This is a genomic window from Inquilinus sp. YAF38 (assembly GCF_052113205.1).
Taxonomy (GTDB): domain Bacteria; phylum Pseudomonadota; class Alphaproteobacteria; order DSM-16000; family Inquilinaceae; genus Inquilinus.
Genome location: NZ_JBFRCU010000006.1, coordinates 50,217 through 72,754, shown reverse-complemented (window position 1 = coordinate 72,754; position 22,538 = coordinate 50,217). Strand labels below are relative to the sequence as shown.

Here is a 22,538-nt window from a genome sequence, read left to right as displayed (position 1 = left end):
AGGATGTCGACATCTCCTGGATTGCCGGGTCAAGCCCGGCAATGACAGAAAATGGGTGGTCTGTTCTTAACCCGATCGTCCCTACTGTCTGCCACCGAGGCTAGCCCGGCCGGTGCGGCAGATGCTGCCATGGATGCGCGCCGCTTTGGTGCATCCGCATGGTGCGCAGCCGGCTTTTCGGGCGATCGTGCCAGGATGGGCGGAGCAAGCTGAGGGCAAATGGCCCGACCAGAGACAGCGGTGATGACCCAGGACTCCCCTCCCCCGACCTTGCGCCCGATGACGGAGCAGGACCTGCCCGCGCTGCACGCTTTGACCGTGGAGGCCGGCTGGGCGCACCGGCCGGAGGATTGGCGCTTCGTCTACGAGGTCGGCGAGGGCGTGGTGGCCTGCGACGGCGCCGGCCGGGTGATCGGGTCGGCCCTGTGGTGGCCGTTCGGCCCGGATTTCGGCACGGTCGGCATGATCATCGTCTCGCCGCGGCTGCAGGCGAAGGGCACCGGGCGGCGCCTGATGCAGTGGCTGTTCGATCAGGCCGGCGACCGCGTGCTGCAGCTCAACGCCACCCCGGCGGGGTTGCGGCTGTACCGGTCCGAAGGGTTTCGGGAGATCGGCCGGATCCATCAGCACCAGGGGCCGGTGCAGCCGGTGCCGGCCGTGGCCGCGGCCGGGCGGGTGCGGCCGATGGCGGCCGAGGACTGGCCGCTGATCCATGCTCTCGACCGGCAGGCCTATGGCGCGGAACGCTTGGCCGCGCTGGACGGTCTCGCCATCCGTTCGGTCGGCTATGCCTATGAGGCGAATGGGGAAGTTGCGGGCTTCAGCTTGTGCCGCCCCTTCGGCCGCGGCCATGTCGTCGGCCCGATCGTCGCGCCGGACGAGGATGCGGCTGTCGCCCTGCTGCAGCCGCATCTGGACGAGCATGCCGGCCGTTTCCTGCGGGTGGACACGCCGGATGACGGCGCCTTCGCCGACCGGCTCGCCGCCGCCGGCTTGGCGCGGGTTGACACGGTCGTGACCATGCGGCGCGGCGACCGGCCGGCGCCGGCGGCTTCCGCGCGGATCTTCGGGCTGGTCAATCAGGCCCTGGGCTGACCATGGCCGATCCGCGAGCGACGCTGCTGTACAAATCCGACCCGGTCCGCGGCGCGGTCTGGGACCGGGTGTTCCGGGACGAGGCGCCGGACATCGCGCTCGAAGTCTGGTCGCCGGACGCGCCGCCGTCGGACGCCGCCTATCTGGTGGCCTGGATGCCGCCGGACGATATGACGCGGTCGGTGCCGAAGCTGGAGGTGCTGTTCGGCCTCGGCGCCGGGGTGGACCATCTGGCCCTGGACCGACTGCCGCCGCGGGTCCAGCTCGTGCGCATGGTCGATGCGGACCTCACCCGGTCGATGGTCGAATACGTGCTGTACGCCGTGCTGGCGCTGCACCGGGACATCCCGGCCTATCTCGCCGACCAGCGCGAGGGCCGCTGGGTCCCGCGCCCGGTGCGGCGCAGCGGCGACCGCACGGTCGGGGTGTTGGGTCTGGGCGTGCTCGGACGGGCCGCGGCCGAGGCGCTATGCGACCTGGGCTTTGCCGTGCGCGGCTGGAGCGCGTCGGAGAAATCGATCCCGGGCATCACCGGATTCGCCGGGCCGGACGCGCTGCCGGAGTTCCTGGGCACCTGCGAGGTCCTGATCTGCCTGCTGCCGCTGACCGATGCGACGCGGGGCCTTCTGAACGCGGCGGCGTTCTCCGCCCTGCCGGCCGGGGCCGGACTGGTCAATGTCGGCCGCGGCGGGCATGTGGTCGAGGCCGACCTGCTGGCCGCGCTGGAGAGCGGGCAGGTCTCGGCCGCGATGCTCGACGTGCTGGGGACCGAGCCGCCGGCGCCCGACCATCCGCTGCTGCGGCATCCCCATGTGATGCTGACCCCGCATGTCGCCACCGCCACCCATCCGGACTCCGCCGCCCGCCAGGTGATCCGCGCCATCCGCCGACATCGGGACGGGCTGCCGATGGAGAACGTCGTCGACCGCCGGCAGGCGTACTGAGTGCTGGCACCGGCGGTGCCCCCCTCACCCTCCCGCCGCCTTCGGCGTCGGGTCCCTCCCTCTCCCCGAGGGAGAGGGAATTTACCTCTCCCTCGGGGAGAGGTCGAAATCGCAACGCGATTTCGGGTGAGGGGGTGGCACCGGCCCATCCGTCGGGCTCACGCAAACAGGCTCATCAGCGGCTGTTCGGTCTTTCGGACCGGAGTCTTGATCACGATGTAGCTGAAATACTTCGAGATCCCGACCGGGCGCTCCAGCAGCCCTTCCATCACCTCCTGGTAATGCGACAGGCTGCGGGTGACGAACTTCACCAGATAATCGTAGCCGCCGCTGACCAGGTGGCATTCCATCACCTCGTCCAGACCGCGCATCGCCGCCTCGAAGCGGGTGAAATAGGGCATGGTCTGGTCGGCCAGCGTGATCTCGGTGAAGACGGTGACGGTCTCGCCCAGCTTCGCCAGGTTGAGATGGGCGCCGTAGCCGGCGATGTAGCCCGCCTGCTCCAGCCGCTTGACCCGCAGCAGGCAGGGGCTGGTGGACAGCCCGACCGCATCCGCCAGGTTGACATTGGTCATCCGGCCCTGGCGCTGCAGCTGCACCAGGATCCGCATGTCGATCTGATCGAGCCTGTTGCCTGTTGGGTGCACGACCTGCTCCTTGACGATCCTACTCGGCGGCGACGCCGGTCTTGCCCTGCCGCAAGGCGTTGGCCTTGTGCAGCGTCCGCACCGGGTCGCCGAAATGCCGGTCCAGCTCCTTCAGCGCCGCTTCGGCATCGTCGCCACCGACCAGGTCGGCCAGCAGCTTGTGCTCGTCGATCAGCGCCTTGTTGCCGCGATAGCCGCCCATCAACTTGTGCAGGCACAGCATGGTCTCGGCCTGCAGCGTGGCGTAGCCGCGGGACAGCCGGTGGCTGCCGGCGGTGTCGACCATCTCGCGGTGGAACTCGAGGTCCAGCTCGGCGGTGCGCGACCAGTCCTCGCGCCGGACGGAGGCCTCCATCTGCTTGACGACGGCCTTCAGCTTCTTCGCCAGCGCGGTCCGGTCCGGCAGGGCCATGACCCGCCGCAGGGCGACGAGCTCGAGCGACCGGCGCACGAAGTAGATGTCCTGCAGGTCCTCGTCGGTCAGCTCCGGCACGAACACGCCGCGATGCGGCTCGCTGCGCAGCAGCCCTTCCTGGATCAGCCGCTGCAGCGCCTCGCGAACCGGCCCGCGGCTGACGCCGAAACTGGCCGCCAGCTCCATCTCGTTCAGCTGGGCGCCGAGCGGGAAGCTGCCGTCGAGGATCGAGGCGCGGATCTGGCCGCTGACCTGGCCGGACAGGGTGGTCCGCGTCAGCCGTTTCACCTTCCCGTCAGTGCCGTTCGCCTGTGCCATACGCTGCCCCGCCTTCGGTGATATCCCGCTCAATGCAGGACGTCCTGCAGCCGATAGTAAGCGCCCACCAGGGGCAGGAACCAGGGGGGGCCGAAATGGCCGGGCACCGCCGGCCAGTCGAGGTCGCGGAAGACGTTCGCCTCCGGCCGGCCGCTCATCACCTCGGCCATCACCGCGCCCATATGCGTGGCCATCTGGGTGCCGTGGCCGCTGTAGCCCATCGAATAGTAGAGGCCGTCATGCACGCCGGCCCGGGGCAGCCGGTCGGCGGTCATGTCGACGATGCCGCCCCAGCAATAGTCGATGCGCACCTCGCCGAGCTGCGGAAACACCCCGCGCAACGTCTTCTGCAGCACCTTGCCGCTCTTGGCGTCGGACAGCGGGCTGGAGATGGCGAAGCGCGCGCGCCCGCCGAACAGCAGCCGGTTGTCGCCGAGGATGCGGAAATAGGTGCCGACATTCTTCGAATCCGTCGCCATCCGGCGCGTCGGCATCAACTCGTCCACCAGCGCCTGGGAGAGCGGCTCGGTGACGATCACGAAGCTGCCGATCGGGATGACGCGGCGCCGGAACCAGGCGAAGGGGCCGACGCGGGACGGACCGGTGGCCAGCAGCACCTGCGATGCCTTGAGCTTGCCGCGGGCGGTGACCACCTCATGGGCATGGCCGTTCCGCCGTTCCAGCGCGGACACCGGCGCGTCCTCGAAGATCACCGCGCCACGTGCTGCCGCGGCCTCGGCCAGCCCTTTGGAGAACCGGCCCATATGCATGCCGGCGCTCTTCCGATAGAGCAGCCCGCCGTGGAACCGGTCGGAGCCGATCTCGGCCCGCAGGTCGCCGGCCGCGATCAGGGCGGTGTCGGCATCGACCTCGCGCGCCAGCACCTCCTGCGCCCGCTGCAGCTTGTCGAAATGCTCCGGCTTGGCGGCGAGCTTGATCTTGCCGGTGCGCCGGAAATCGCAGTCGATCCCCTCCTCCCGCACCAGCCGCTCGACCGTGTCGACCGCGGAATCATAGGCGCGGTACAGCAGCCGGGCCCGGTCAAGGCCGTGCCGGGCCGCGACGCCTTGGAAATCGACCGCGAGGCCGTTGTTGCACTGGCCGCCGTTCCGGCCGGACGCGCCGGCGCCGACCCGCCCCGCGTCCAGCACCGCCACCCGGGCGCCGCGCTTTGCCAGCGCCAGCGCCGCCGACAGCCCGGTGAATCCGGCGCCGATCACGGCGACATCCACCTTGCCCTCGACCGGGCCGGCGGCGGCGCCCTGGAACGGCGTCATGGAATCCATCCAATAGGAAGCCAGCTTCATGATCGATCCTGGATCGCGCGCTTCGTCAGCGCCCGTCGCGGCGGCGACCCATTAGCTTGATCACGTCACTCGTAGGATTGTCAACAATCATAACGAGAGATGAGACAGCAGTCGTCTCAGCATGGCGACGCCCGAGGCCAGCTCGGCCCGGGTGATGAACTCGTCCGGCTTGTGCGCCCGGTCGATGTCGCCCGGCCCGCAGACGATCGCGGGCACGCCGGCCTGCTGGTACAGGCCCGCCTCGGTGCCGAAGCTGACCGCGGCCTGCCGCTTCTGCCCCGAGATCGCCTCGGCCAGCGCCGCCAACGGATGGTCGTCGGCAAGGTCGAGCGCCGGGTAGAGGGCGAGGGTCTCGCTGTCGACGGCGACCGACCGCCCTTCGGCCTGCAGCGCCGCGACCCGGTCCGCGGCGAAGCGCGCGATCGGCTGCCACAGAGCGGCCGGATCGATGCCCGGAATGGCGCGGGCCTCGAGGTCGAAGACGCATTCGGCCGGCACGATGTTGACCCCGGTGCCGCCGGACACGATGCCGACCTGCAGCGTCGAGACCGGTGGCGCGACTCGGTCGTCGAACGGGCCCTCCGCCTCGATCCGCCGGGCCTCGTCCCGCACCGCGAGCATCAACTCCGCCGCCAGGTGGATGGCGTTGTCGGCCAGATCGGGGCGGGAGGAATGGCCGGCGCGGCCGCGCACGCGGACCCGCTGGGCGATCTTGCCCTTGTGCCGCAGCACCGGGCGCAGCCCGGTCGGCTCACCGACGATGCAGCCCGACGGCGGGGCGCACAGAAGCGGCAGCCGGTCGATCAGGTGGCGCACGCCGACGCAGCCGACCTCCTCGTCATAGGACAGGGCGATGTGCACCGGCCGGGGCAGCCGGGCCGCGACCAAGGCCGGCACGGAGGCCAGCACGCAGGCCACGAAGCCTTTCATGTCGACCGACCCGCGGCCGAACAGGCGGTCACCGTCCTGGCGCAGGGCGAAGGGATGGCCGGTCCAGCCCTCCGGCGCGGCCGGCACCACGTCGAGATGCGCCGACAGGATCATGCCGGGCACTTCCGCCGGACCGATGGTGGCGAACAGGTTGGACCGGTCGCCCTCCGGCCCGGGCAGCACCGTGGCCGTCACGCCATGCTCCGCGAGGTACGAACGGACATAGTCGACGATCGCCCCGTTCGGCGTGCGGCAGACGGACGGAATCGCCACCAGATCCGCCAGAATTTCCTCGACCGGTTTCATCCCGCGCCTCCTCCCGATTGCGCCGTCATCCTGCCCCGCCACGCCGAAGCGGTCGCGCCGAAGGACGGCGCGGGATCGGCATGTCGTGCCATCCGGCTGGCCGCAAACGGCATGATCGCCCCGGCGATGCGGCATGCAGGGGGCTGGCCGTGCGGCCCGCCCCTTCTAGGATGGCCCGATCGCGGATCCCATGAAAGCGACCGGACATGGCCCTGAGACCGAAATACGTCACCTTCGACTGCTACGGCACCCTGATCTATTTCGAGATGGCCCCCGTGGCCCGGCGGATCTATGCCGACCGGGTCGACGCGTCACGGCTGGACGCGTTCTGCGCCGATTTCTCGGCCTATCGCCTGGACGAGGCGCTGGGCGCCTGGAAGCCCTATTACGAGGTCGTGCGCAACGCGCTGGAGCGCAGCTGCAAGCTGTGGCAGGTGCCGTTCCGGGAAGAGGATGCCGACGCCGTCTACGCCGCCATCCCGACCTGGGGCCCACACCCGGATGTGCCGGAGGCACTGGCCAGGGTCGCCAGCCGCATCCCGCTGGTGATCCTGTCGAATTCCATGACCGACCTGATCCCGCACAGCGTGGCCAGGCTCGGCGCCCCGTTCCACGCCGCCTACACGGCGCAGGAGGCGCAGGCTTACAAGCCAAGGATGCAGGCCTTCGAATACATGTTCGACCAGCTCGGCTGCGGACCGGAGGACGTGCTGCACTGCTCCTCCAGCTTCCGCTACGACCTGATGACCGCGCACGACCTGCGCATCACCAACAAGGTGTTCGTCAACCGCGGGCATGAGCCGTCCAACCCCTATTACGGCTATCACGAGATCAAGGACATCCGCGGCCTGCCCGGCCTGCTCGGGCTATAGTCCGGCCCGGTGGCGGCATCGTCTTCATTAAGATTGTTGACAATCCTACGATGACCGCCATCATATCGGACGGGAACCTGGGCATCGCGGCATCAGCGGCTGCGAGGGGCGACGCGGAACACCGCGCGTCCGGGATGCCCCGGCATCAGAACAACCAGGGGAGCTCGGGATCGGTGATCCCGCACAACAGAGGGACGGCGGCATGACGAAGATCAGCGATTTCGAAGCGATGCGCCCCGCCGAGCGCCGGCGGGTCCTGGATGCGCTGCGCGGCGGCGCCACAAGGCGCGAGGTGCTGGGCATGCTGGGGATGGCCGGCATGGGCCTGGCCGCCGGCGGGTCGGTGCTCACCCACGCCAGCCGGGCACTGGCCGACACGCCGAAGCGCGGCGGCAGCATCCGCGTCGCCGGCTACACCAGCTCGACCGCCGACACGCTCGACCCGGCCAAGCAGACGGCGTCGACCGATTATGTCCGCTGCAACCTGTTCTACAACAAGCTGACCCGGATCGACGAAGCCGGCGAGCCGCAGCCGGAGCTGGCGGAGACGATCGAGAACGACAAGGCCACGGTCTGGACCTTCAAGCTGCGGAAGGGCGTCACCTTCCACGACGGCAAGGCCCTGACGGCGGAGGACGTGGTCTACTCGCTGAAGCGCCATCTCGACCCGGAGGTCGGCAGCAAGGCCAAGGCCCTTGCCTCGGCGATGGAGGAGATCAGCGCGACCGGGCCGAACGAGGTCCGCATCAAACTGTCTGGACCCAACGCCGATTTCCCGGTGATCCTGGGCACCGCCCATTTCCACATCGTCAAGGACGGCACCAAGGACTTCACCACCGCTGTCGGCACCGGCCCGTTCAAGTGCCAGGAGTTCACGCCGGGCGTGCGCTCGGTCGCGGTGCGCAACGACAGCTACTGGCGTGATGGGCCCTATCTCGACCAGATCGAGTTCTTCGGCTTGGCCGATGAGAGCGCCCGGGTCAACGCGCTTCTGTCCGGCGACGTCCATCTGGCCTCGACCATCAATCCGCGCTCGGTCAAGCAGTTGCAGGACACTGGCGCCTTCGGCGTCCTGAACACCAGCGCCGGCAACTACACCAACCTGATCATGCGCCTCGACGCCACGCCGGGTAGCAGCCCGGACTTCGTCCTGGGCATGAAGAGCCTGATCAACCGCGAGCAGATCCAGTCCGCGATCTATCGCGGCTATGCCGAGATCGCCAACGACCATCCGATCCCGTCCTCGAACCGGTTCTACGCCAAGGACATTCCGCAACGCCCCTTCGACCCGGACCAGGCCAAGTTCCACTTCCAGAAGGCGGGGGTGCTGGGTTCGACCATCCCGGTCGTCGCCTCGCCCGCCGCCGACAATTCGGTGGAGATGGCGGTACTGCTGCAGCAGGAGGCGCAGAAGATCGGGCTGACGCTGGACGTGCAGCGGGTGCCGTCGGACGGGTTCTGGTCGAATTACTGGATGAAGTCGCCGGTCGGCTTCGGCAACATCAACCCGCGGCCGACCGCCGACCTGTTGCTGACGCTGTTCTACAAGTCGGATGCGGCCTGGAACGAATCCGGCTGGAAGGATGAGAAATTCGACCAGTTGCTGGTCGCCGCCCGGGCCGAGACCGACGAGGCCAAGCGCCGGCAGATGTATCACGACCTGCAGGTGATGGTGCGCGACGGGTCCGGGGTGGCGATCCCGACCTTCATCAGCAACCTCGACGCCTACACCAGCAATCTGAAAGGCCTGAAGCCGATGCCGACCGGCGCCCTGATGGGCTACGGCTTCGGCGAGTATGTCTGGCTGGACAGCTAGGCGGATGAACGGCCAGATCGCGAAGCTGGTCGGGGGGCGGCTGGTCGTCGCGGCGTTGACCCTGGTCTTCGTCGCCGTGGTGGTCTTCGTCGCCACCCAGCTGCTGCCGGGCGACGTGGCGCAGGCGATCCTGGGCCAGAGCGCGACGCCGGAGGCGGTGGCCGGGCTGCGCACCGCGCTGGGCCTGGACCAGCCGGCGGCGCAGCGCTTCCTCGCCTGGCTCGGCGGGATGCTGACCGGCGATCCGGGCGTGTCGCTGGTCAGCCGCCAGCCGATCGGCCCGCTGATCGGCACCCGCCTCGCCAGCTCGCTGCTGCTGGCCGCCATCGTCGCCGCCGTCGCCGTGCCGCTGGCGCTGGCGATCGGCATCACCTCGGCGGTCTGGCGCGGCTCGCTCTACGACCGGGTGGTGGCCACCGCCACCATCTCGGTCGTGGCGGTGCCGGAGTTCCTGGTCGCCACCATCGCGGTGCTGATCTTCGCGGTGCATCTGCACTGGCTGCCGGCGCTGTCCTTCGTCCCGGCCCACGCCACGCCTCTGCAATTCCTGCGCGCGGTGGCCATGCCGGTGCTGAGCCTGACCTTCGTGGTGGTGGCGCAGATGGCGCGGATGACCCGGGCCGCGGTGATCGAGACGCTGCGGTCGCCCTATGTCGAGATGGCGGCGCTGAAGGGCGCCAGCCCGGCGCGCATCGTGCTGCGCCACGCCTTGCCGAACGCGGTCGGCGCCATCGCCAACGCGGTGGCGCTCAGCCTGTCCTACCTGCTGGGCGGCGTGATCATCGTCGAGACCATCTTCAACTATCCGGGCATCGCCAAGCTGATGGTCGACAGCGTCGCCATGCGCGACATGCCGGTGGTGCAGTCCTGCGCCATGGTGTTCTGCGCGGTCTATCTGCTGTTGGTCACCGCGGCCGACATCGCCGCGATCCTGTCCAACCCGAAACTGCGCCACCGATGACCCAGCCCGCACTCGACGACATCGAGCTGCCCCGGCGCCGGCCGCGCCGGCTGCGCCTGTCCGCGTCCGGCGTGATCGGCGCCGCGATCGTGCTGGTCTGCGTCACGGTCGCGGCCTTCGGCTGGGCCTTCGCCCCCTACGATGCCGGGGCGGTGATCGATTACGAGGTGTTCAAGCCGGTCAGCGCCGCCTTCCCGCTGGGCACCGACTATCTCGGCCGCGACATGCTGAGCCGCATCCTGCTCGGCGCCCGCTACACCGTTGGCATCGCCGGCCTTGCCACCCTGCTGGCCTGCGGCGCCGGGGTGTGCCTGGGCCTGTTCGCCGCCGCGGTCGGCGGCTGGGCCGACGCGCTCTTGAGCCGGACGCTCGACGCCCTGACCTCGATCCCGAGCAAGATGCTGGCGCTGGTGCTGGTGGCGGGCCTCGGCTCCTCCACCCCGATCCTGGTGTTGACCCTGGCCTTCATCTATCTGCCGGGCTGCTTCCGGATCACCCGGGCGCTCGGCGTCAACATCGCGGCGGAGGATTTCGTCCTGGCCGCCCGCGCCCGCGGCGAGCGCACCGGCTACATCATGCTGCAGGAGGTGCTGCCGAACATGGTCGGGCCGATCCTGGCGGATTTCGGCCTGCGCTTCGTCTTCGTCGTGCTGCTGCTGAGCAGCCTGAGCTTCCTCGGTCTTGGGGTACAGCCGCCGAATGCCGATTGGGGGTCGCTGGTGCGCGAGAACATCTCGGGGCTGAGCGAGGGCGCGCCGGCCGTGATCATGCCGGCCATCGCCATCGCGGTGCTGACCATCGGCGTCAACCTGCTGATCGACAGCCTGCCCGGCCGTCGCCGCGAGGGGCATTGAGATGAGCGCGACCGTCCAGGTCTCCGGCCTGCGCGTCACCGCCCGCACCGAGGAGGGCGGCGAGGCCGTGATCGTCGACGACGTCGGCTTCACCATTCGCCAGGGCGAGGTGCTGGCGCTGATCGGCGAATCCGGCTCGGGCAAGACCACGATCGCCCTGGCGACGATGGGCTATTGCCGCGGCGGCTGCCGCATCGTCGCCGGCTCGGTCAATGTCTTCGGGCGCGAGATCCTGGCGCTCGACCGCAAGTCCCTGCGCGGCCTGCGCGGCCGGCAGATCGCCTATATCGCCCAGAGCGCGGCGGCCGCCTTCAACCCGTCGCGCAGCATCATGGCGCAGGTGATCGAGAGCGCGCTGATCCACGGCACCATGACCGCCGAGGCCGCGCGGCAGAAGGCGCGGCAGCTGTTCCGCGAGCTGGCCCTGCCCGACCCCGACCATATCGGCGACCGCTACCCGCACCAGGTCTCGGGCGGCCAGCTGCAGCGGCTGATGGCGGCGATGGCGCTGATCAACGACCCCGAGCTGGTGATCTTCGACGAGCCGACCACGGCGCTGGACGTCACCACCCAGATCGAGGTGCTGCGCGCCTTCAAGGCGGTGGTGCGGACCCGGAAGACGACCGGCATCTACGTCTCGCACGACCTCGCCGTGGTCGCCCAGATCGCCGACCGGATCGCGGTGCTGCGCCACGGCCGGCTGCAGGAAACCGGCCCGACCGAGCGCCTGGTGACCGCGCCCGAGGACGGCTACACCCGCCAGCTGATCGCCGCCGCCACCCCGGCGCGGCGGACCATCAGTGAGGCGGCGGCGCCGGCCGATTCCGTGCCGCTGCTGCGGGTCGAAGGGCTGCTCGCCGGCTTCGGCGCGGCCCGGCCCGGCGCACTGCCGCCAGTCATCGCGCTGCAGGACATCGGCCTGTCGATCCGGCGCGGCCGCACGCTCGGCGTGATCGGCGAATCCGGCAGCGGCAAGAGCACGCTGGCCCGCGTCGTGGCCGGGCTGCTGCCGGCGGCGCGCGGCCGCATCCTGCTGGACGGCCAGGCCCTGCCGGCCACGCTGGGCGGCCGCAGCCGCGACCAGCTGCGCCGCATCCAGATCGTGTTCCAGAACGCCGACACCGCGCTGAACCCGGCCCGGACCGTGGCGCAGATCATTGCCCGGCCGCTGGCCTTCTATCACGGCCAGGGCGACCGCCAGCGCCGGCAGCGGCTGCACCGGCTGCTCGACCTGGTGCGCCTGCCGGCGGCGGTGGCCGACCGGCTGCCGGGCGAGCTGTCGGGCGGGCAGAAGCAGCGCGTCAACCTGGCCCGGGCGCTGGCCGCCGACCCCGAGCTGATCCTGTGCGACGAGGTCACCTCCGCCCTCGACACCGTGGTCGGCGAGGCGGTGCTGGACCTGCTGACCGAGTTGCAGCGCGAGCTCGGCGTCGCCCTGATGTTCATCAGCCACGACCTCGGCGTGGTCCGCTCGATCAGCCATGAGGTGCTGGTGCTGCGCCACGGCCGCACCGTCGAGGCCGGGCCGACCGAGCAGGTGCTGCGCGCACCGCAGGCGGCCTATACCAAGCTGCTGCTGGCGTCGGTGCCCGAGCTGCGCACCGGCTGGCTGGACGAGCAAATGCGGGCGGTCTCCGCCGCCTGAGGCGGCGGACGACGACCTTTCCTCTCGGCACGGTGAATGCTGCGCTGCCAGAGCAGGCGCTTCTCCCAGGATCGCGGCCATGTCCGGCCCTTCCACCAGACATAAACCGGCTTATCCATGCCGCATATGCGAAATAATCATTCGTTGACAGAAGATATCAGATAACTAACATCCGACCTGTTAGCGCATCTTTGCCAGCAAGACCTCCCGCAACGAACCGGTGAGCAGCATGGCCAGACTCTCCTTCGGTGATCGCGGCATCGTCATCGCCATGGACCACGCCCGCACGCTCGGCGTGGTGCCGGGGCTTGAGGACCCGGGCGCCGTGCTGGATCGCGTCATCGCAGCCGGCGCCGATGGCATCATGACCTCCTACGGCGTGATCAAGCACTACCGCGACAAGCTGCTGGGCCGGCTGCCGGTCTATCTGCGGCTGGATGGCGGCCCCAGCAGCTACCGCGAGGACTGGCTGCGCTACACCGAATGGAGCCTGCTGCACACGGTGGAGGATGCCCGCCGGCTGGGCGTCGACGGCGTCTGCGTCATGGGCTTCATGGGGGGCGCGGTCGAGATGCGGACCTACGACATCGTCGCCCGGGTGGTCGGCGACTGCGCCACCGACGGGCTGCCGGTGATGGTCGAGGCGCTGCCCTGCCCGGCCGAGCGGATCCCCAACCCGCTCGATGCCGGCGCCATGGCTTCGGCCTCGCGCATCGCCTTCGAGCTCGGCGCCGACATCGTCAAGACCTACTACACCGGCTCGGCCGACAGCTTCCGCCGGGTGACCTCGACCTGCCCCGCCCCGGTGCTGATCGCCGGCGGGGTGAAGATGGAGACGGTGCGGGACGCGCTGGCGGTGGTGCACGGCTCGGTCCAGGCCGGCGGGCGCGGCGTGGTCTTCGGCCGCAACATCTGGCAGGCGCCGGACCCGGCGGCGGTGGTGCGCGCGCTGGCGGCGATCATCCATCGCGGCCAGGGCGTCGACGAGGCGATGGCCGCCGGCGGCCTGGCCGGCTGACGACACGCATTGCGGGGCCAGAGATGGCGACGCGCTTCGATCCGCCCTTCCTGATCGGCATCGATGTCGGCACCCGGTCGGTCCGCGCCATCGCCTTCGATGCGCGCGGCCGCCGGGCGGCCCAGGCGGCGCGGCCGACCCCGGCGCGGATGCAGGCGGGCGGCCGTGGTGAATACGACCCCGACGCCCTGTTCGCCGCGGTCACCGACTGCCTGGCCGAGGTGGCGCGGTCGCTGGCCGGCAAGCCGGTCGCCGGCCTCGCGGTCGGCAGCGTCGGCGAGAGCTGCGTCCTGGTCGACGACAGCGGCCGGTCGCTGGCGCCGTCGCTGGTCTGGTTCGACCGGCGCACCGAGGCGGCGGCGCGGGAGCTGGCCGAGACGATCGGCCCGGACCGCATCTTCCAGATCACCGGCCTCGCCCTCGACCCGACCCTGACCCTGTGCAAGCTGGCCTGGATGCGGGCGCATTGGCCGGAGGCGATGGGCCGCGCCCGGAGGGTGCTGGCCATCGCCGACTGGATCGCCTTCCGCCTGACCGGCGTGGCCGCGACCGAGCCGACCCTGGCCTCGCGCACCCTGTATTTCGACATCCATGAGCGCCGCTGGTCGGAGGAGCTGCTGGGCCTCGCCGGGCTCGACCCCGCCTTGCTGCCGCCGATCCTGGCCGCCGGCGCCGCGATCGGCCCGGTGCGGCCGGAGGTGCTGGCGGCAACCGGCCTGGCCGGGCGGCCGGTGGTCGCGACCGGCGGCCACGACCATCTCTGCGGCTCCTACGCCGCCGGGATCACCCGGCCGGGCATGCTGCTGGACAGCCTGGGCACGGCCGAAGCGGTGCTGCTGGCGACGGCCTTCCCGCTGCTCGACCCGGCGGTGATGCGGCGCGGCTTCATCCAGGGCGCGATCGGGACCCAGCTGTCCTATCTCGGCGGCGGCATCAACAGCTCGGGCGGGGCGGTCGAATGGTTCCGCTCGCTGACCGGACAGGCCGAGCATGAGGCGCTGATCGCGGAGGCCCGCGCGGTCGAGCCGGGCAGCCAGGGCGTGGTGTTCCTGCCGCATCTGGTCTACAGCCCGCCGCCCGACCCGGACACCAGCGCGCGCGGGGCCTTCATCGGCCTGACCGCCCATGCCGATCGCGGCGCGCTGTACCGGGCGGTGCTGGAGGGGCTGGCGATGCAGGCACGGCTGATGGTCGACGCCATGGCGGCGCTGCCGGGGATCACGCCGCCGACCGAGATCCGGGCGATCGGCGGCAGCTCGCGCAACGCCCTGTTCCTCGAGATCAAGGCCAATGTCTATGGCCGCCCGATCACGGTGGTGGACGAGCCCGAGGCCACGGCGCTGGGCGCGGCGCTGCTGGGTGGCATCGCCGCCGGGCTGTGGCCCGATCTGGACGCCGCCCTCGCCGCGATCGACCAGCGGCACCACACGGTGGCGCCGGATCCGGCACTCGCCGAACGCTACGATGCGCTGCACCGCTCGGTGTTCGAGCGGCTGCATGCGACGCTGACCCCGCTCAACCACGCCCTGGCCGGCTTCGACCGCAAGGCCGAACTGGTCCCGGCCTGACCCCGCGCCAAGACCAAGAAAGCAATCAACCAGACAGATGGAGGAAACGATGGAACGGAGACTGCTTCTATCCCTCATGGGCGCCTCGGCCGCGCTCGCCGGCACCGCCGCGGCGGTCACCTCGGCCAAGGCCCAGGGCAAGAGCTTCAGGATCGCCCTGGTCCCCGGCCTGACGACCGACGCCTTCTACATCACCATGCGCCGCGGCGCCGAGGCCGCGTGCAAGGCGATCGGGGCCGAGCTGGTGTTCCAGGGGGCGCCCGAGTTCAACCCGGTGCTGCAGGTGCCGGTGCTGGACGCGGTGATCGCGCGCAAGCCCGACGCCCTGCTGGTCGCCCCGACCGACAAGACCCAGCTGATCGAGCCGCTGCGCAAGGCGGCCGATGCCGGGGTGCCGGTCTTCACCGTCGACACCTTCATCGGCACCGGCGTGTATCAGGCCGGGGACGGCAATGCCGACTTCCCGCTGTCCTACATCGCCTCGGACAACATCCTGGGCGGCCGCATCGCGGCGCGGGCGCTGGCCAAGTCGATCGGCGGCAAGGGCAAGGTCTACGTCTCCAACGTCAAGCCCGGCATCTCCACCACCGACCAGCGCGAGGAGGGCTTCAAGGACGAGATCAAGGCCCATGCCGGCATCGAGGTGCTGGAGACCCAGTTCAACGACGACGACGCCAACAAGGCGGCGTCGCAGCTGCAGGCGGTGCTGGCCCGCAACCCGGACCTGGCGGGCGTGTTCGGCGCCAACCTGTTCTCCGCCCTCGGCGCCGCCAACGGCGTCAAGCAGGCGGGCAAGGCGGGCGCGCTCAAGGTCGCGGCCTTCGACGCGCCGCAATCGATCGTCGAGGATCTGAAGAACGGCACGGTCGACATCGCCATCGCCCAGCACCCGGCGGAGATCGGCTGGTTCGGCGTGATCAGCGCCTTCGCCCATCTGACCGAGCAGTCGGTGCCGACCGCGATCGGCACCGGCTTCACGGTGATGGACAAGACCAATGTCGACGACCCGAAGGTGGCACGGTTCCTCTACACCGGCTGATCCGCCGCGTGACGAGCCGCCAGGCCGCCGTCCCGGGCGGCCTGGCCTTTTCCGACCAGGAGCCGGGTGCCGATGTCGATCTCCTCGATCCCCTCCCCTGCCACCAGCAGCGGCCGGGCCTTCCTGCTCCGGGTGGCGGAGCTGCGGGCCTGGCTGTTCCTGATTCTCCTGGTCGTGTTCTTCGAGGCCTGGGCCCGGATCGTCTACGACACGACCTTCATCCTGAACCCGTACAACCTGCAGTCGATCGGGGTCTTCGCGGTGGCGCCGCTGCTGCTGGCGCTGGGGCAGACCTTCATCATCATCTCGGCCGGCATCGACCTGTCGGTCGGCTTCACCATGGGGCTGGCCTCGGTGGTCGCGGCCCATGCCGCCAATCTCGGGCCGGTGATCGGCCTCGGCCCGGTGCCGGCGATGCTGCTGGGCCTCCTCGCCGGCGTGGCCGTGGCCTTCGTGCCGGGGCTGGTGAATGGCTGGCTGATCGCGCATCTCAAGGTGCCGCCCTTCATCGGCACGCTGGGCATGTACGGCGTCGCCCGCGGCGCCGCCTTCCTGATCGCCGGCGGCACCACGGTGCCGGTGGTCAACAGCTGGTTCGCCACCATCGGCAACGGCCGGGTCGCCGGCATCCCGACCGTGGTGCTGATCACCGTGATCGCCGCCCTGGCGATGCATTACCTGCTGTCGCAGACCCGCTTCGGCCAGCACACCTATGCCATCGGCGCCAACCGCAACGCGGCGCTGCGCGCCGGGATCGACGTGCGGCGCCACGCCATCCGGCTGTACCTGCTGGCCGCGGTCTGCGCCGGGCTGGCGGGATCGCTGTACGCCGCCCGCTTCAACGCCGGCGCGGCCCAGGCGGGCGAGCCGCTGCTGCTCGATTCGATCGCCGCCGTGGTGATCGGCGGCGCCAGCCTGTTCGGCGGGTCGGGCACGATCGGCGGCACCATCGCCGGCGCCCTGGTCATCGCCGTGATCCAGTACGGGCTGGTGTTCATCGACGTCGAGCCGTTCTGGCAGTTCGTGGCCGTGGGTGTCGTCATCATCATCTCGGTGCTGGTCGACCAGAGCCAGCGCCGGCTCGCGCAAGGACGCCGGGATGACTGAGCCACTGCTGTCGGTCCGCGGCCTGTCCAAGCGCTTCGGCGGGGTCCAGGCGCTGAGCGGGGTGTCGCTCGACCTCGCGGCCGGCGAGGTGCTGGCGCTGGCGGGTGACAACGGGGCCGGCAAGTCGACGCTGATCAAGGCGATCTCCGGCGTCCATCGCCATGACGAGGGCGAGATCGTGCTGGCCGGCGAGCCGGTCGCCTTCGCCACGCCGCAGGACGCGCGGGCCCGCGGCATCGAGACGATCTACCAGGACCTGGCGCTGGCCGACAACCTGTCGATCGGCGCCAACATCTTCCTCGGCCGTGAGCCGAAGCGGCGGCTGTTCGGCTTCCTGCCGGTGCTGGACCGCCGCCACATGGCCGAGGCGGCGCGGGCGACCATGGCGCGGCTGGACTTCCATGTCGAACGGCTGGAGGCGCCGGTCGCGACCTTCTCCGGCGGCCAGCGCCAGGCGGTGGCGATCGGCCGGGCGATCTACTGGAACGCCCGGATCCTGATCATGGACGAGCCGACCGCGGCGCTGGGCGTGCCGGAGCAGCGCAAGGTGCTGGCCCTGGTCCAGGCGCTGAAGGCGCAGGGCAAGGGCGTGGTCTTCATCTCGCACAATCTCGGCGACATCTTCGCGGTGGCGGACCGGATCGTGGTGCTGCGCCGCGGCATCAAGGCCGGCGAGCGCCGGACCGCCGAGACGGATGCGGATGAGGTGGTGCGCCTCATGGTCGGCGGCTGACCCCTCACGGTCCATCCAGATCGGCGACGATGTCGAAATGGGCGACCATCAGGGCGCGGGCGCGGTCGGGGTCGCGGGCACGCACCGCCTCGGCCAGCTCGATGTGGCAGCGCAGGGCGCGCTGGGTGGTGGCGAGGTCGCGCTTCAGCTTGGCGTTGCGCATGGTCTCGCGCGTCGAGGCCTCGAGCGCCTGCAGCAGATGGGCCAGCAGGCGCTGGCCGGCGATGGCGGCGAGGCGGCGGTGGAACAGCAGGTCGGCCTCGACCCAGGGATCGATGGTGCGGATCTCCGACGCCATCTGCTCGACCGCCTCGATCAGCCCGGCGACGTCCTCGGCGTCGGCGCGGGCGGCGGCCAGGCCGGCGATCTCGATCTCGACCGCCCGGCGCAGGGCGGAGAACTCGGCCGGGGCGATGCCGTAGGCGCGGGCCAGAGTGGCGAAGAGGTCGCCGACGGCGCCGCCCGACAGCGGCTGCACCACGGTCGTCCGGCCGTGGCGGATGGCGACGACGCCCTGCACCGCCAGCCGCGCCATGGCCTCGCGCACCACCGGCTTGGACACGGCGAAGCGCTCGGCCAGCGCCGCTTCGGGCGCCAGCGGCTCGCCCGGGTTCAGCCGGCCGGCGGCGATGTCGTCGAGGATGCCGTCGACGACCGAGGCGGCGAGGCGGTCGAGGCTGCGCCCCATCTCAGCCGGGTCCCGGTCCGCTGTGCCGCATGTCTCTTCCCCCGATCGTGATCGCTGCGCAGAGCATACACCGGCCGCGCCCGGCTTGGACCAAAGGACAACGGACCTAGCATCCCCGGGCCGCCATACTCACCCGAACGGGCGGGTTCCGGAGAACGGGCCGCCGGAGACGGAGGGAGCCTGAAGATGCGTGCACCGACGATCGCGGCGGCGGCCGGCCTGCTGCTGGCGCTCGGACTGGCAGGGCCCGCCGCGGCCCAGGCCGGGCTGACCACCCGCCCGACCACGCTGGAGACGCTGAAGCTGTCCTCCGGCCTGGCCTTCCCCGAGAAGCCTTATGAGCTGGAGGCCGGCAAATACTATCGCTGGAGCATCGAGGCCGACGGCACCGCCGAGCTGGGCATCGCCGCGCCGGAGTTCTTCCGCAACATCTGGATCAACGAGGTGGTGGTCAACAAGATCGAGATCCGGCCGCTGGGGCTGGATTCGATCGAGTTCGACGACGCCGGCAAGGCCACCATCACCTTCGTGCCGATCCGCCCCGGCACCTTCACCTTCCTGGCCCCGGAAACCGAGGGCGAGAGCATGCGCGGGACGTTCGTGGTGAAGTAGGGGCGTGGTGAAGTAGCCGCTAGGTCTCCTCGTCGCTCTCGCTGCTGTCCGACTCCCAATCGGGGTCGTCCAGCGGCGGGCTCAGCGGCCCGAGGCGGTAGAAGCCGTCGATGATCCGGCTGGTGTCGAATTCCAGCTCGGCACCCCGGCCGTCCCGGTAGGACCGGATCCAGGCCGCGAAGAAGGGGCCGGGCCGGTCGACCACATACTCGCCGGCATTCGGGTCGAAGAAGCGCAGCGTCCCGTCCCCGTCGCGACGCAGCGAGATGACGTGCCCCGGCCGCTCCGCCTCACCCGGCCGCGTCACCGCGAGGAAGACGATCACGGTTCCGCCCGGCGGCAGCAGGTCGTCATCCCGGCACGCCTGCGCCAGGGCCGTGGCCGCCGGAACCTGGTCGGCATCACCCGGCGGATGCAGGATCCCCGCGAGCCTGTCGCCCGACAGACGCTCGGCCCCGAATTCCGCCAGCATCGCCTGCAGCGGATCGTCATAGTCGGCGGAGCGCAGCCCCTTGAGCTTGCCGAGAGCGCCGTCGAACACGAATTGCGCGTTCCGATCGTGGATGTCGCCTTCGCGCTGCTCGACCTCGGCGGCGGCCTGCCCGGCATCCAGGCCCGGCGCCGCGAATTGGAGCGCGGCCCATTTCATCGAGATCCCGACGCAGTAGCCGATGCGGTTCTGCCGGTCGAGCGCCTGCTGGGTGATGCCGAATCCTTCCTGGTCGAAGGCCTGCACGGTCAGCTTGCCGGTCGATCGCCGCTGCTTGAACTTCCCGACCTTGCGGCCGTGGTCGCGCAGGCCGGCGAAGACGTGCCGTGGCGCCGCCGGTGCCTCGCTGCCGCCGGGAACCGGCTCCGTCGTGCTCCCGAGGCGCGAAAGCTCGTCATTCGCCGGCGGGGGCAGCGATCGAAGCACTCCCAGCGCGACCAGATAGTCGATCACCACGGCGTGGTTGTCGGACGGGCCGGATTTCATAGCGTCACTCTCACATCATGCCCCGCCCGTTTCTCCCACGCGCCGGGAAAACCGTCGCGGGCATCTTGGCGACGGCGGTAACACTCGGCGGTCATGGATGCGGAAGCCGCGCGCAGCCCCTCCCCCCTGCCCCCWCCCGCGAGGGGAGGGGGAGAGTGGATGGCTGGTGATTGCTTCGTAGGTTGGGTTCGCGGCACGCGAACCCAACAATGGCGCGACGGCGGGATGTTGGGTTCGCGATGCGAACCCAACCTACGCGGTCGGGTCGCAGACGCTTAGCTGCTGTCCGGATTCGGCGGTTCCGGCATGGGCCGGCCGGTGTCGGCCTCGCCCGACTCCGCGGACCAGTCGTCCTTGGTCTCGCGGTCGGCCGCCTCGGTCTCCCGCGGCGGGACGGGCGTCATCTCGCAGCCCTCGTCCCAGCTCTGCGGCAGCCGGACCGGCGGGTGGCCGATCTTGCGGCAGACCTCCCGCACCAATTCTTCCGCCGACAGCGTGTCCAACTGCGCGTCGAGCATCTCGTCCTCGACCAGCGACTCCCACGCCATCGCCCGCATGCATTCGGCGTCGATTCCGCGCTCGGGCTGCGCCGTCGCCTCGCCGACCATTTGCGCCGCGCGCTCGCGCCGCTGCCGGCGGCGGGCTTCCTCGCCCGAGGCTTTGCGTTCGTCCCGCCGGGTCATGAAACCGTTGCGGATCCGGTCGGTCAGGGCGACCGTCAGCCGCACCGAGCGCGTCAGCCGCGCCTGGATCAGGCCGAAAGCCGGCGGCGGCGCCTTCGGGTCGTGATGCGCCCGCTCCTGCTGCCGCTCGGTCAGCCGCTTGCAGCGCATGTCGATCTCCGCCGCCTCGCGCAGCGTGGTCAGCGCCCAGCCCGTCCAATGCATGTCAGGGTCGGTCGGCCGGATCGGTTCGGATTTCGCCTCATCCATAGAACATAGCATGAACGAGACTCGCGCGTTAACGCAATAGCACATCGCGTTCACACTGCAGCCGCGCCGCTTTGCCCCGGCGTCTTGGTCGCAAGGACGACGGACAGCGGGGGCCCGGACGGGATAGCATCCGGCGGAACCCTTGCCGCGACACCGGATGACCAGGACCCTGTCCCCGCCCCTGACCGACCTGACCCCCGCCCTGGGCGGGGCGGAGGCGAACCCGATCCGCATCGGTTTCGCCGACAAGAACCCGCTGGTGCTGCGCGGGCTGCAGTCGCTGTTCGGCGAGGACCGGCGGTTCGAGCTGGTGGTCTCGGCCAGCGACGGCGAGCGCTTCCTCGACGCCGTCACGCGGTTCGAGTTCGATGTCGGCATCATCGGCTGGGTGATGGTCAATGGCGACGGCCGCGCCGTGCTGGAGGCGCTGAAGGCGCTGGCGCTTGCCGGGAGGGCGCTTCCCCGCATCGTCGTCTACACCGGCGCCGATCTGGGCGTGGCGCGGATGGCGATGCGGCTGGGCGCCGCCGGCTTCCTGTCGAAATCCGAGCCGCCGGAGCGGCTGCTGGACGTGGTGGCCGAGGTGGCGCGCGGCCGGATGATGTTCCCCTTCCTCGACCTCGGCCGGGCCGCGGCGGCCGACCCGCTGGCCTGCCTGACCGGCCGCGAGCGCGAGCTCTTGGAGCGGCTGGCCGAGGGGCTGAGCAACGAAGGGCTGGCCCGCTGCTTCGGCCTGTCGCCGAACACGGTCAAGTTCCACCTGCGCAACCTGTACGAGAAGCTGGGCGCCGCCAACCGGGCGCAGGCGGTGGCGGTGCTGCTGGGTCGGGATCGGGGGTAGGTCTGTCGACATCTCTGGTAGTGCCTCTCCCGCTTGCGGGAGAGGTCGGGCGTCCGCAGGACGACCGGGTGAGGGCCGGTCCCGGCCTCGACAAAATCCCCTCACCCGCCAGCGCTTCGCGCTGTCGACCTCTCCCGCAAGCGGGAGAGGCAATCTGTTGGTCTCCCGGCTGCGCCAACGCAACCCCCCGCAAATATTCCGCCCGGCGTCCTACGAACGTAGGACGACCCGGGCGGGCGGGGCGTGGTTGGCTGTCATCGGAAGGGCTTCCTCGCAACGGCTTCCGAGACGCCATCATGCAGATGCTCGACGCCAGAGATCCGATCCGCCTCGCCGCCCCGCCGGCCGATCCCGACGACCCCGGGCTGGAGATCGAGCTGCAGCCGGTGCTGCGCAGCGCCGTCCCGGGGCCCGAGCCGTTCAACGCGCTGGTGCTGGTGCGCGGCATCCTGCCCGCCGGCGCGGCGGAGACCGGCGGGAGCTTCGCCGTGCGGACCAATTTCACCCTGGCCGGCTTCGACCCGATGTCGCCGGCGCCGTTCAAGCATTCCTCGACCGCGGCGCTGCGCCAGCCGGGCGCGCCCGAAGTGGAGATCGACGCCATCGACCATGGCTATTTCGACGATTCCGGCCGCTGGGTGCTGCTGGTCCGCGGCGACAGCCTGCGCCAGCACGGCGCGGTCGAGCTGACCAGCTGGGTGATGTGCCGCGAGCCGCCCCCGGCCCGGCGGCTGGATGACCGCCTGGCGTTCCGCAGCTACCGCTCCTTCGTCCCGCCGCGGCCGCCGCAGCAGGCGGATGCCTGGAGCCAGGCGATGAGCCGGATCGTCCGCCGCCCGGACATCGGCCACGCGGCGGCGTGAGGCGGGGTGCGTAGAAGTCTGGCGTCCGGCCCTCCCCCTCACCCTCCCGCC

22 protein-coding genes are annotated in these 22,538 nt (G+C 70.6%); 15 read left to right on the top strand and 7 right to left on the bottom strand.

The features are described 5' to 3' along the window. Positions 1-243 precede the first annotated feature (243 nt). Together AB4Z01_RS04300 and AB4Z01_RS04295 are read left to right on the top strand one after the other, a co-directional pair. Positions 244-1,095 carry a GNAT family N-acetyltransferase gene (locus AB4Z01_RS04300; protein ID WP_441690917.1) on the top strand — a complete coding sequence of 284 codons (852 nt, stop codon included), beginning with the start codon at positions 244-246 and terminating at the stop codon, positions 1,093-1,095. Positions 1,096-1,097: 2 nt separating this feature from the next. Further along, the gene (locus AB4Z01_RS04295) at positions 1,098-2,039 is read left to right on the top strand and encodes a 2-hydroxyacid dehydrogenase (protein ID WP_441690915.1); all 942 of its coding nucleotides are present in this window, start codon (positions 1,098-1,100) and stop codon (positions 2,037-2,039) included. 158 nt (positions 2,040-2,197) lie between these two features. Here AB4Z01_RS04295 and AB4Z01_RS04290 read toward each other — a convergent pair whose 3' ends face one another. From AB4Z01_RS04290 to argE, 4 genes are all read right to left on the bottom strand, one after another. Next, on the bottom strand, positions 2,198-2,686 hold the full coding sequence (locus tag AB4Z01_RS04290) for an Lrp/AsnC family transcriptional regulator (RefSeq protein ID WP_441690913.1): 489 nt from the start codon (positions 2,684-2,686) through the stop codon (positions 2,198-2,200). Positions 2,687-2,705: 19 nt separating this feature from the next. After that, complete coding sequence (locus AB4Z01_RS04285) at positions 2,706-3,419, bottom strand: GntR family transcriptional regulator (RefSeq protein WP_441690911.1); 714 nt, start codon at positions 3,417-3,419, stop codon at positions 2,706-2,708. A gap of 29 nt (positions 3,420-3,448) precedes the next feature. Next, positions 3,449-4,726: an NAD(P)/FAD-dependent oxidoreductase gene (locus AB4Z01_RS04280; protein WP_441690909.1), complete on the bottom strand. Its 1,278-nt coding sequence runs from the start codon at positions 4,724-4,726 to the stop codon at positions 3,449-3,451. A gap of 87 nt (positions 4,727-4,813) precedes the next feature. Then, positions 4,814-5,962, bottom strand: a complete 1,149-nt coding sequence (gene argE, locus AB4Z01_RS04275; RefSeq protein ID WP_441690907.1) for an acetylornithine deacetylase — start codon at positions 5,960-5,962, stop codon at positions 4,814-4,816. 206 nt (positions 5,963-6,168) lie between these two features. On the opposite strand from argE, the gene AB4Z01_RS04270 reads away from it, so the two are divergent. The 10 genes from AB4Z01_RS04270 to AB4Z01_RS04225 all read left to right on the top strand — a co-directional run bounded on the left by AB4Z01_RS04270 (position 6,169) and on the right by AB4Z01_RS04225 (position 17,575). Further along, complete coding sequence (locus tag AB4Z01_RS04270; RefSeq protein ID WP_441690906.1) at positions 6,169-6,834, top strand: haloacid dehalogenase type II; 666 nt, start codon at positions 6,169-6,171, stop codon at positions 6,832-6,834. 202 nt (positions 6,835-7,036) lie between these two features. Beyond that, positions 7,037-8,650 carry an ABC transporter substrate-binding protein gene (locus AB4Z01_RS04265; RefSeq protein ID WP_441690905.1) on the top strand — a complete coding sequence of 538 codons (1,614 nt, stop codon included), beginning with the start codon at positions 7,037-7,039 and terminating at the stop codon, positions 8,648-8,650. 4 nt (positions 8,651-8,654) lie between these two features. Then, positions 8,655-9,611, top strand: a complete 957-nt coding sequence (locus tag AB4Z01_RS04260) for an ABC transporter permease (protein WP_441690903.1) — start codon at positions 8,655-8,657, stop codon at positions 9,609-9,611. Beyond that, the gene (locus tag AB4Z01_RS04255; protein ID WP_441690901.1) at positions 9,608-10,465 is read left to right on the top strand and encodes an ABC transporter permease; all 858 of its coding nucleotides are present in this window, start codon (positions 9,608-9,610) and stop codon (positions 10,463-10,465) included. The genes AB4Z01_RS04260 and AB4Z01_RS04255 overlap by 4 nt, the downstream gene beginning before the upstream one ends. 1 nt (position 10,466) lies before the next feature. Continuing rightward, the gene (locus tag AB4Z01_RS04250) at positions 10,467-12,110 is read left to right on the top strand and encodes an ABC transporter ATP-binding protein (protein ID WP_441690899.1); all 1,644 of its coding nucleotides are present in this window, start codon (positions 10,467-10,469) and stop codon (positions 12,108-12,110) included. Between the two features lie 229 nt (positions 12,111-12,339). Then, positions 12,340-13,128 (top strand): class I fructose-bisphosphate aldolase, encoded by a 789-nt coding sequence (locus AB4Z01_RS04245; RefSeq protein ID WP_441690897.1) that lies wholly within the window; start codon positions 12,340-12,342, stop codon positions 13,126-13,128. A gap of 23 nt (positions 13,129-13,151) precedes the next feature. Further along, positions 13,152-14,696, top strand: a complete 1,545-nt coding sequence (locus AB4Z01_RS04240; RefSeq protein ID WP_441690895.1) for an FGGY-family carbohydrate kinase — start codon at positions 13,152-13,154, stop codon at positions 14,694-14,696. Between the two features lie 49 nt (positions 14,697-14,745). Beyond that, on the top strand, positions 14,746-15,735 hold the full coding sequence (locus AB4Z01_RS04235) for an ABC transporter substrate-binding protein (protein ID WP_441690893.1): 990 nt from the start codon (positions 14,746-14,748) through the stop codon (positions 15,733-15,735). 72 nt (positions 15,736-15,807) lie between these two features. Next, complete coding sequence (locus AB4Z01_RS04230; RefSeq protein WP_441690891.1) at positions 15,808-16,842, top strand: ABC transporter permease subunit; 1,035 nt, start codon at positions 15,808-15,810, stop codon at positions 16,840-16,842. Next, positions 16,835-17,575 carry an ATP-binding cassette domain-containing protein gene (locus AB4Z01_RS04225; RefSeq protein WP_441690889.1) on the top strand — a complete coding sequence of 247 codons (741 nt, stop codon included), beginning with the start codon at positions 16,835-16,837 and terminating at the stop codon, positions 17,573-17,575. The genes AB4Z01_RS04230 and AB4Z01_RS04225 overlap by 8 nt, the downstream gene beginning before the upstream one ends. 4 nt (positions 17,576-17,579) lie before the next feature. Here AB4Z01_RS04225 and AB4Z01_RS04220 read toward each other — a convergent pair whose 3' ends face one another. Continuing rightward, the gene (locus AB4Z01_RS04220) at positions 17,580-18,263 is read right to left on the bottom strand and encodes a FadR/GntR family transcriptional regulator (protein WP_441690887.1); all 684 of its coding nucleotides are present in this window, start codon (positions 18,261-18,263) and stop codon (positions 17,580-17,582) included. Positions 18,264-18,449: 186 nt separating this feature from the next. Between AB4Z01_RS04220 and AB4Z01_RS04215 the strand changes: the two genes are divergently transcribed. Then, entirely contained in the window at positions 18,450-18,875 is a 426-nt protein-coding gene (locus AB4Z01_RS04215; RefSeq protein ID WP_441690885.1) for a hypothetical protein, read from the top strand. Positions 18,876-18,894: 19 nt separating this feature from the next. On the opposite strand, the gene AB4Z01_RS04210 is transcribed toward AB4Z01_RS04215, so the two are convergent. Continuing rightward, positions 18,895-19,851: a YopT-type cysteine protease domain-containing protein gene (locus tag AB4Z01_RS04210; protein WP_441690883.1), complete on the bottom strand. Its 957-nt coding sequence runs from the start codon at positions 19,849-19,851 to the stop codon at positions 18,895-18,897. A 275-nt stretch (positions 19,852-20,126) separates the two neighbouring features. Continuing rightward, entirely contained in the window at positions 20,127-20,738 is a 612-nt protein-coding gene (locus AB4Z01_RS04205) for a hypothetical protein (RefSeq protein WP_441690881.1), read from the bottom strand. Between the two features lie 202 nt (positions 20,739-20,940). Here AB4Z01_RS04205 and AB4Z01_RS04200 point away from each other — a divergent pair, with 202 nt between their 5' ends. Continuing rightward, positions 20,941-21,624 carry a LuxR C-terminal-related transcriptional regulator gene (locus tag AB4Z01_RS04200; RefSeq protein WP_441690879.1) on the top strand — a complete coding sequence of 228 codons (684 nt, stop codon included), beginning with the start codon at positions 20,941-20,943 and terminating at the stop codon, positions 21,622-21,624. 296 nt (positions 21,625-21,920) lie between these two features. After that, the gene (locus AB4Z01_RS04195; RefSeq protein ID WP_441690877.1) at positions 21,921-22,487 is read left to right on the top strand and encodes a hypothetical protein; all 567 of its coding nucleotides are present in this window, start codon (positions 21,921-21,923) and stop codon (positions 22,485-22,487) included. The last annotated feature ends 51 nt before the right edge of the window (positions 22,488-22,538 follow it).

What these genes read in the sequence shown, in the direction of transcription:
- AB4Z01_RS04260 (WP_441690903.1), top strand. Translation starts at nt 8,655, where the DNA reads ATGAACGGCCAGATCGCGAAGCTGGTCGGGGGGCGGCTGGTCGTCGCG.
- AB4Z01_RS04295 (WP_441690915.1), top strand. Translation starts at nt 1,098, where the DNA reads ATGGCCGATCCGCGAGCGACGCTGCTGTACAAATCCGACCCGGTCCGC.
- AB4Z01_RS04255 (WP_441690901.1), top strand. Translation starts at nt 9,608, where the DNA reads ATGACCCAGCCCGCACTCGACGACATCGAGCTGCCCCGGCGCCGGCCG.
- AB4Z01_RS04265 (WP_441690905.1), top strand. Translation starts at nt 7,037, where the DNA reads ATGACGAAGATCAGCGATTTCGAAGCGATGCGCCCCGCCGAGCGCCGG.
- AB4Z01_RS04200 (WP_441690879.1), top strand. Translation starts at nt 20,941, where the DNA reads ATGACCAGGACCCTGTCCCCGCCCCTGACCGACCTGACCCCCGCCCTG.
- AB4Z01_RS04245 (WP_441690897.1), top strand. Translation starts at nt 12,340, where the DNA reads ATGGCCAGACTCTCCTTCGGTGATCGCGGCATCGTCATCGCCATGGAC.
- AB4Z01_RS04240 (WP_441690895.1), top strand. Translation starts at nt 13,152, where the DNA reads ATGGCGACGCGCTTCGATCCGCCCTTCCTGATCGGCATCGATGTCGGC.
- AB4Z01_RS04270 (WP_441690906.1), top strand. Translation starts at nt 6,169, where the DNA reads ATGGCCCTGAGACCGAAATACGTCACCTTCGACTGCTACGGCACCCTG.
- AB4Z01_RS04225 (WP_441690889.1), top strand. Translation starts at nt 16,835, where the DNA reads ATGACTGAGCCACTGCTGTCGGTCCGCGGCCTGTCCAAGCGCTTCGGC.
- AB4Z01_RS04220 (WP_441690887.1), bottom strand. Translation starts at nt 18,263, where the DNA reads ATGGGGCGCAGCCTCGACCGCCTCGCCGCCTCGGTCGTCGACGGCATC.
- AB4Z01_RS04280 (WP_441690909.1), bottom strand. Translation starts at nt 4,726, where the DNA reads ATGAAGCTGGCTTCCTATTGGATGGATTCCATGACGCCGTTCCAGGGC.
- AB4Z01_RS04300 (WP_441690917.1), top strand. Translation starts at nt 244, where the DNA reads ATGACCCAGGACTCCCCTCCCCCGACCTTGCGCCCGATGACGGAGCAG.
- AB4Z01_RS04230 (WP_441690891.1), top strand. Translation starts at nt 15,808, where the DNA reads ATGTCGATCTCCTCGATCCCCTCCCCTGCCACCAGCAGCGGCCGGGCC.
- AB4Z01_RS04195 (WP_441690877.1), top strand. Translation starts at nt 21,921, where the DNA reads ATGCAGATGCTCGACGCCAGAGATCCGATCCGCCTCGCCGCCCCGCCG.
- argE (WP_441690907.1), bottom strand. Translation starts at nt 5,962, where the DNA reads ATGAAACCGGTCGAGGAAATTCTGGCGGATCTGGTGGCGATTCCGTCC.
- AB4Z01_RS04205 (WP_441690881.1), bottom strand. Translation starts at nt 20,738, where the DNA reads ATGCATTGGACGGGCTGGGCGCTGACCACGCTGCGCGAGGCGGCGGAG.
- AB4Z01_RS04250 (WP_441690899.1), top strand. Translation starts at nt 10,467, where the DNA reads ATGAGCGCGACCGTCCAGGTCTCCGGCCTGCGCGTCACCGCCCGCACC.
- AB4Z01_RS04285 (WP_441690911.1), bottom strand. Translation starts at nt 3,419, where the DNA reads ATGGCACAGGCGAACGGCACTGACGGGAAGGTGAAACGGCTGACGCGG.
- AB4Z01_RS04215 (WP_441690885.1), top strand. Translation starts at nt 18,450, where the DNA reads ATGCGTGCACCGACGATCGCGGCGGCGGCCGGCCTGCTGCTGGCGCTC.
- AB4Z01_RS04235 (WP_441690893.1), top strand. Translation starts at nt 14,746, where the DNA reads ATGGAACGGAGACTGCTTCTATCCCTCATGGGCGCCTCGGCCGCGCTC.
- AB4Z01_RS04210 (WP_441690883.1), bottom strand. Translation starts at nt 19,851, where the DNA reads ATGAAATCCGGCCCGTCCGACAACCACGCCGTGGTGATCGACTATCTG.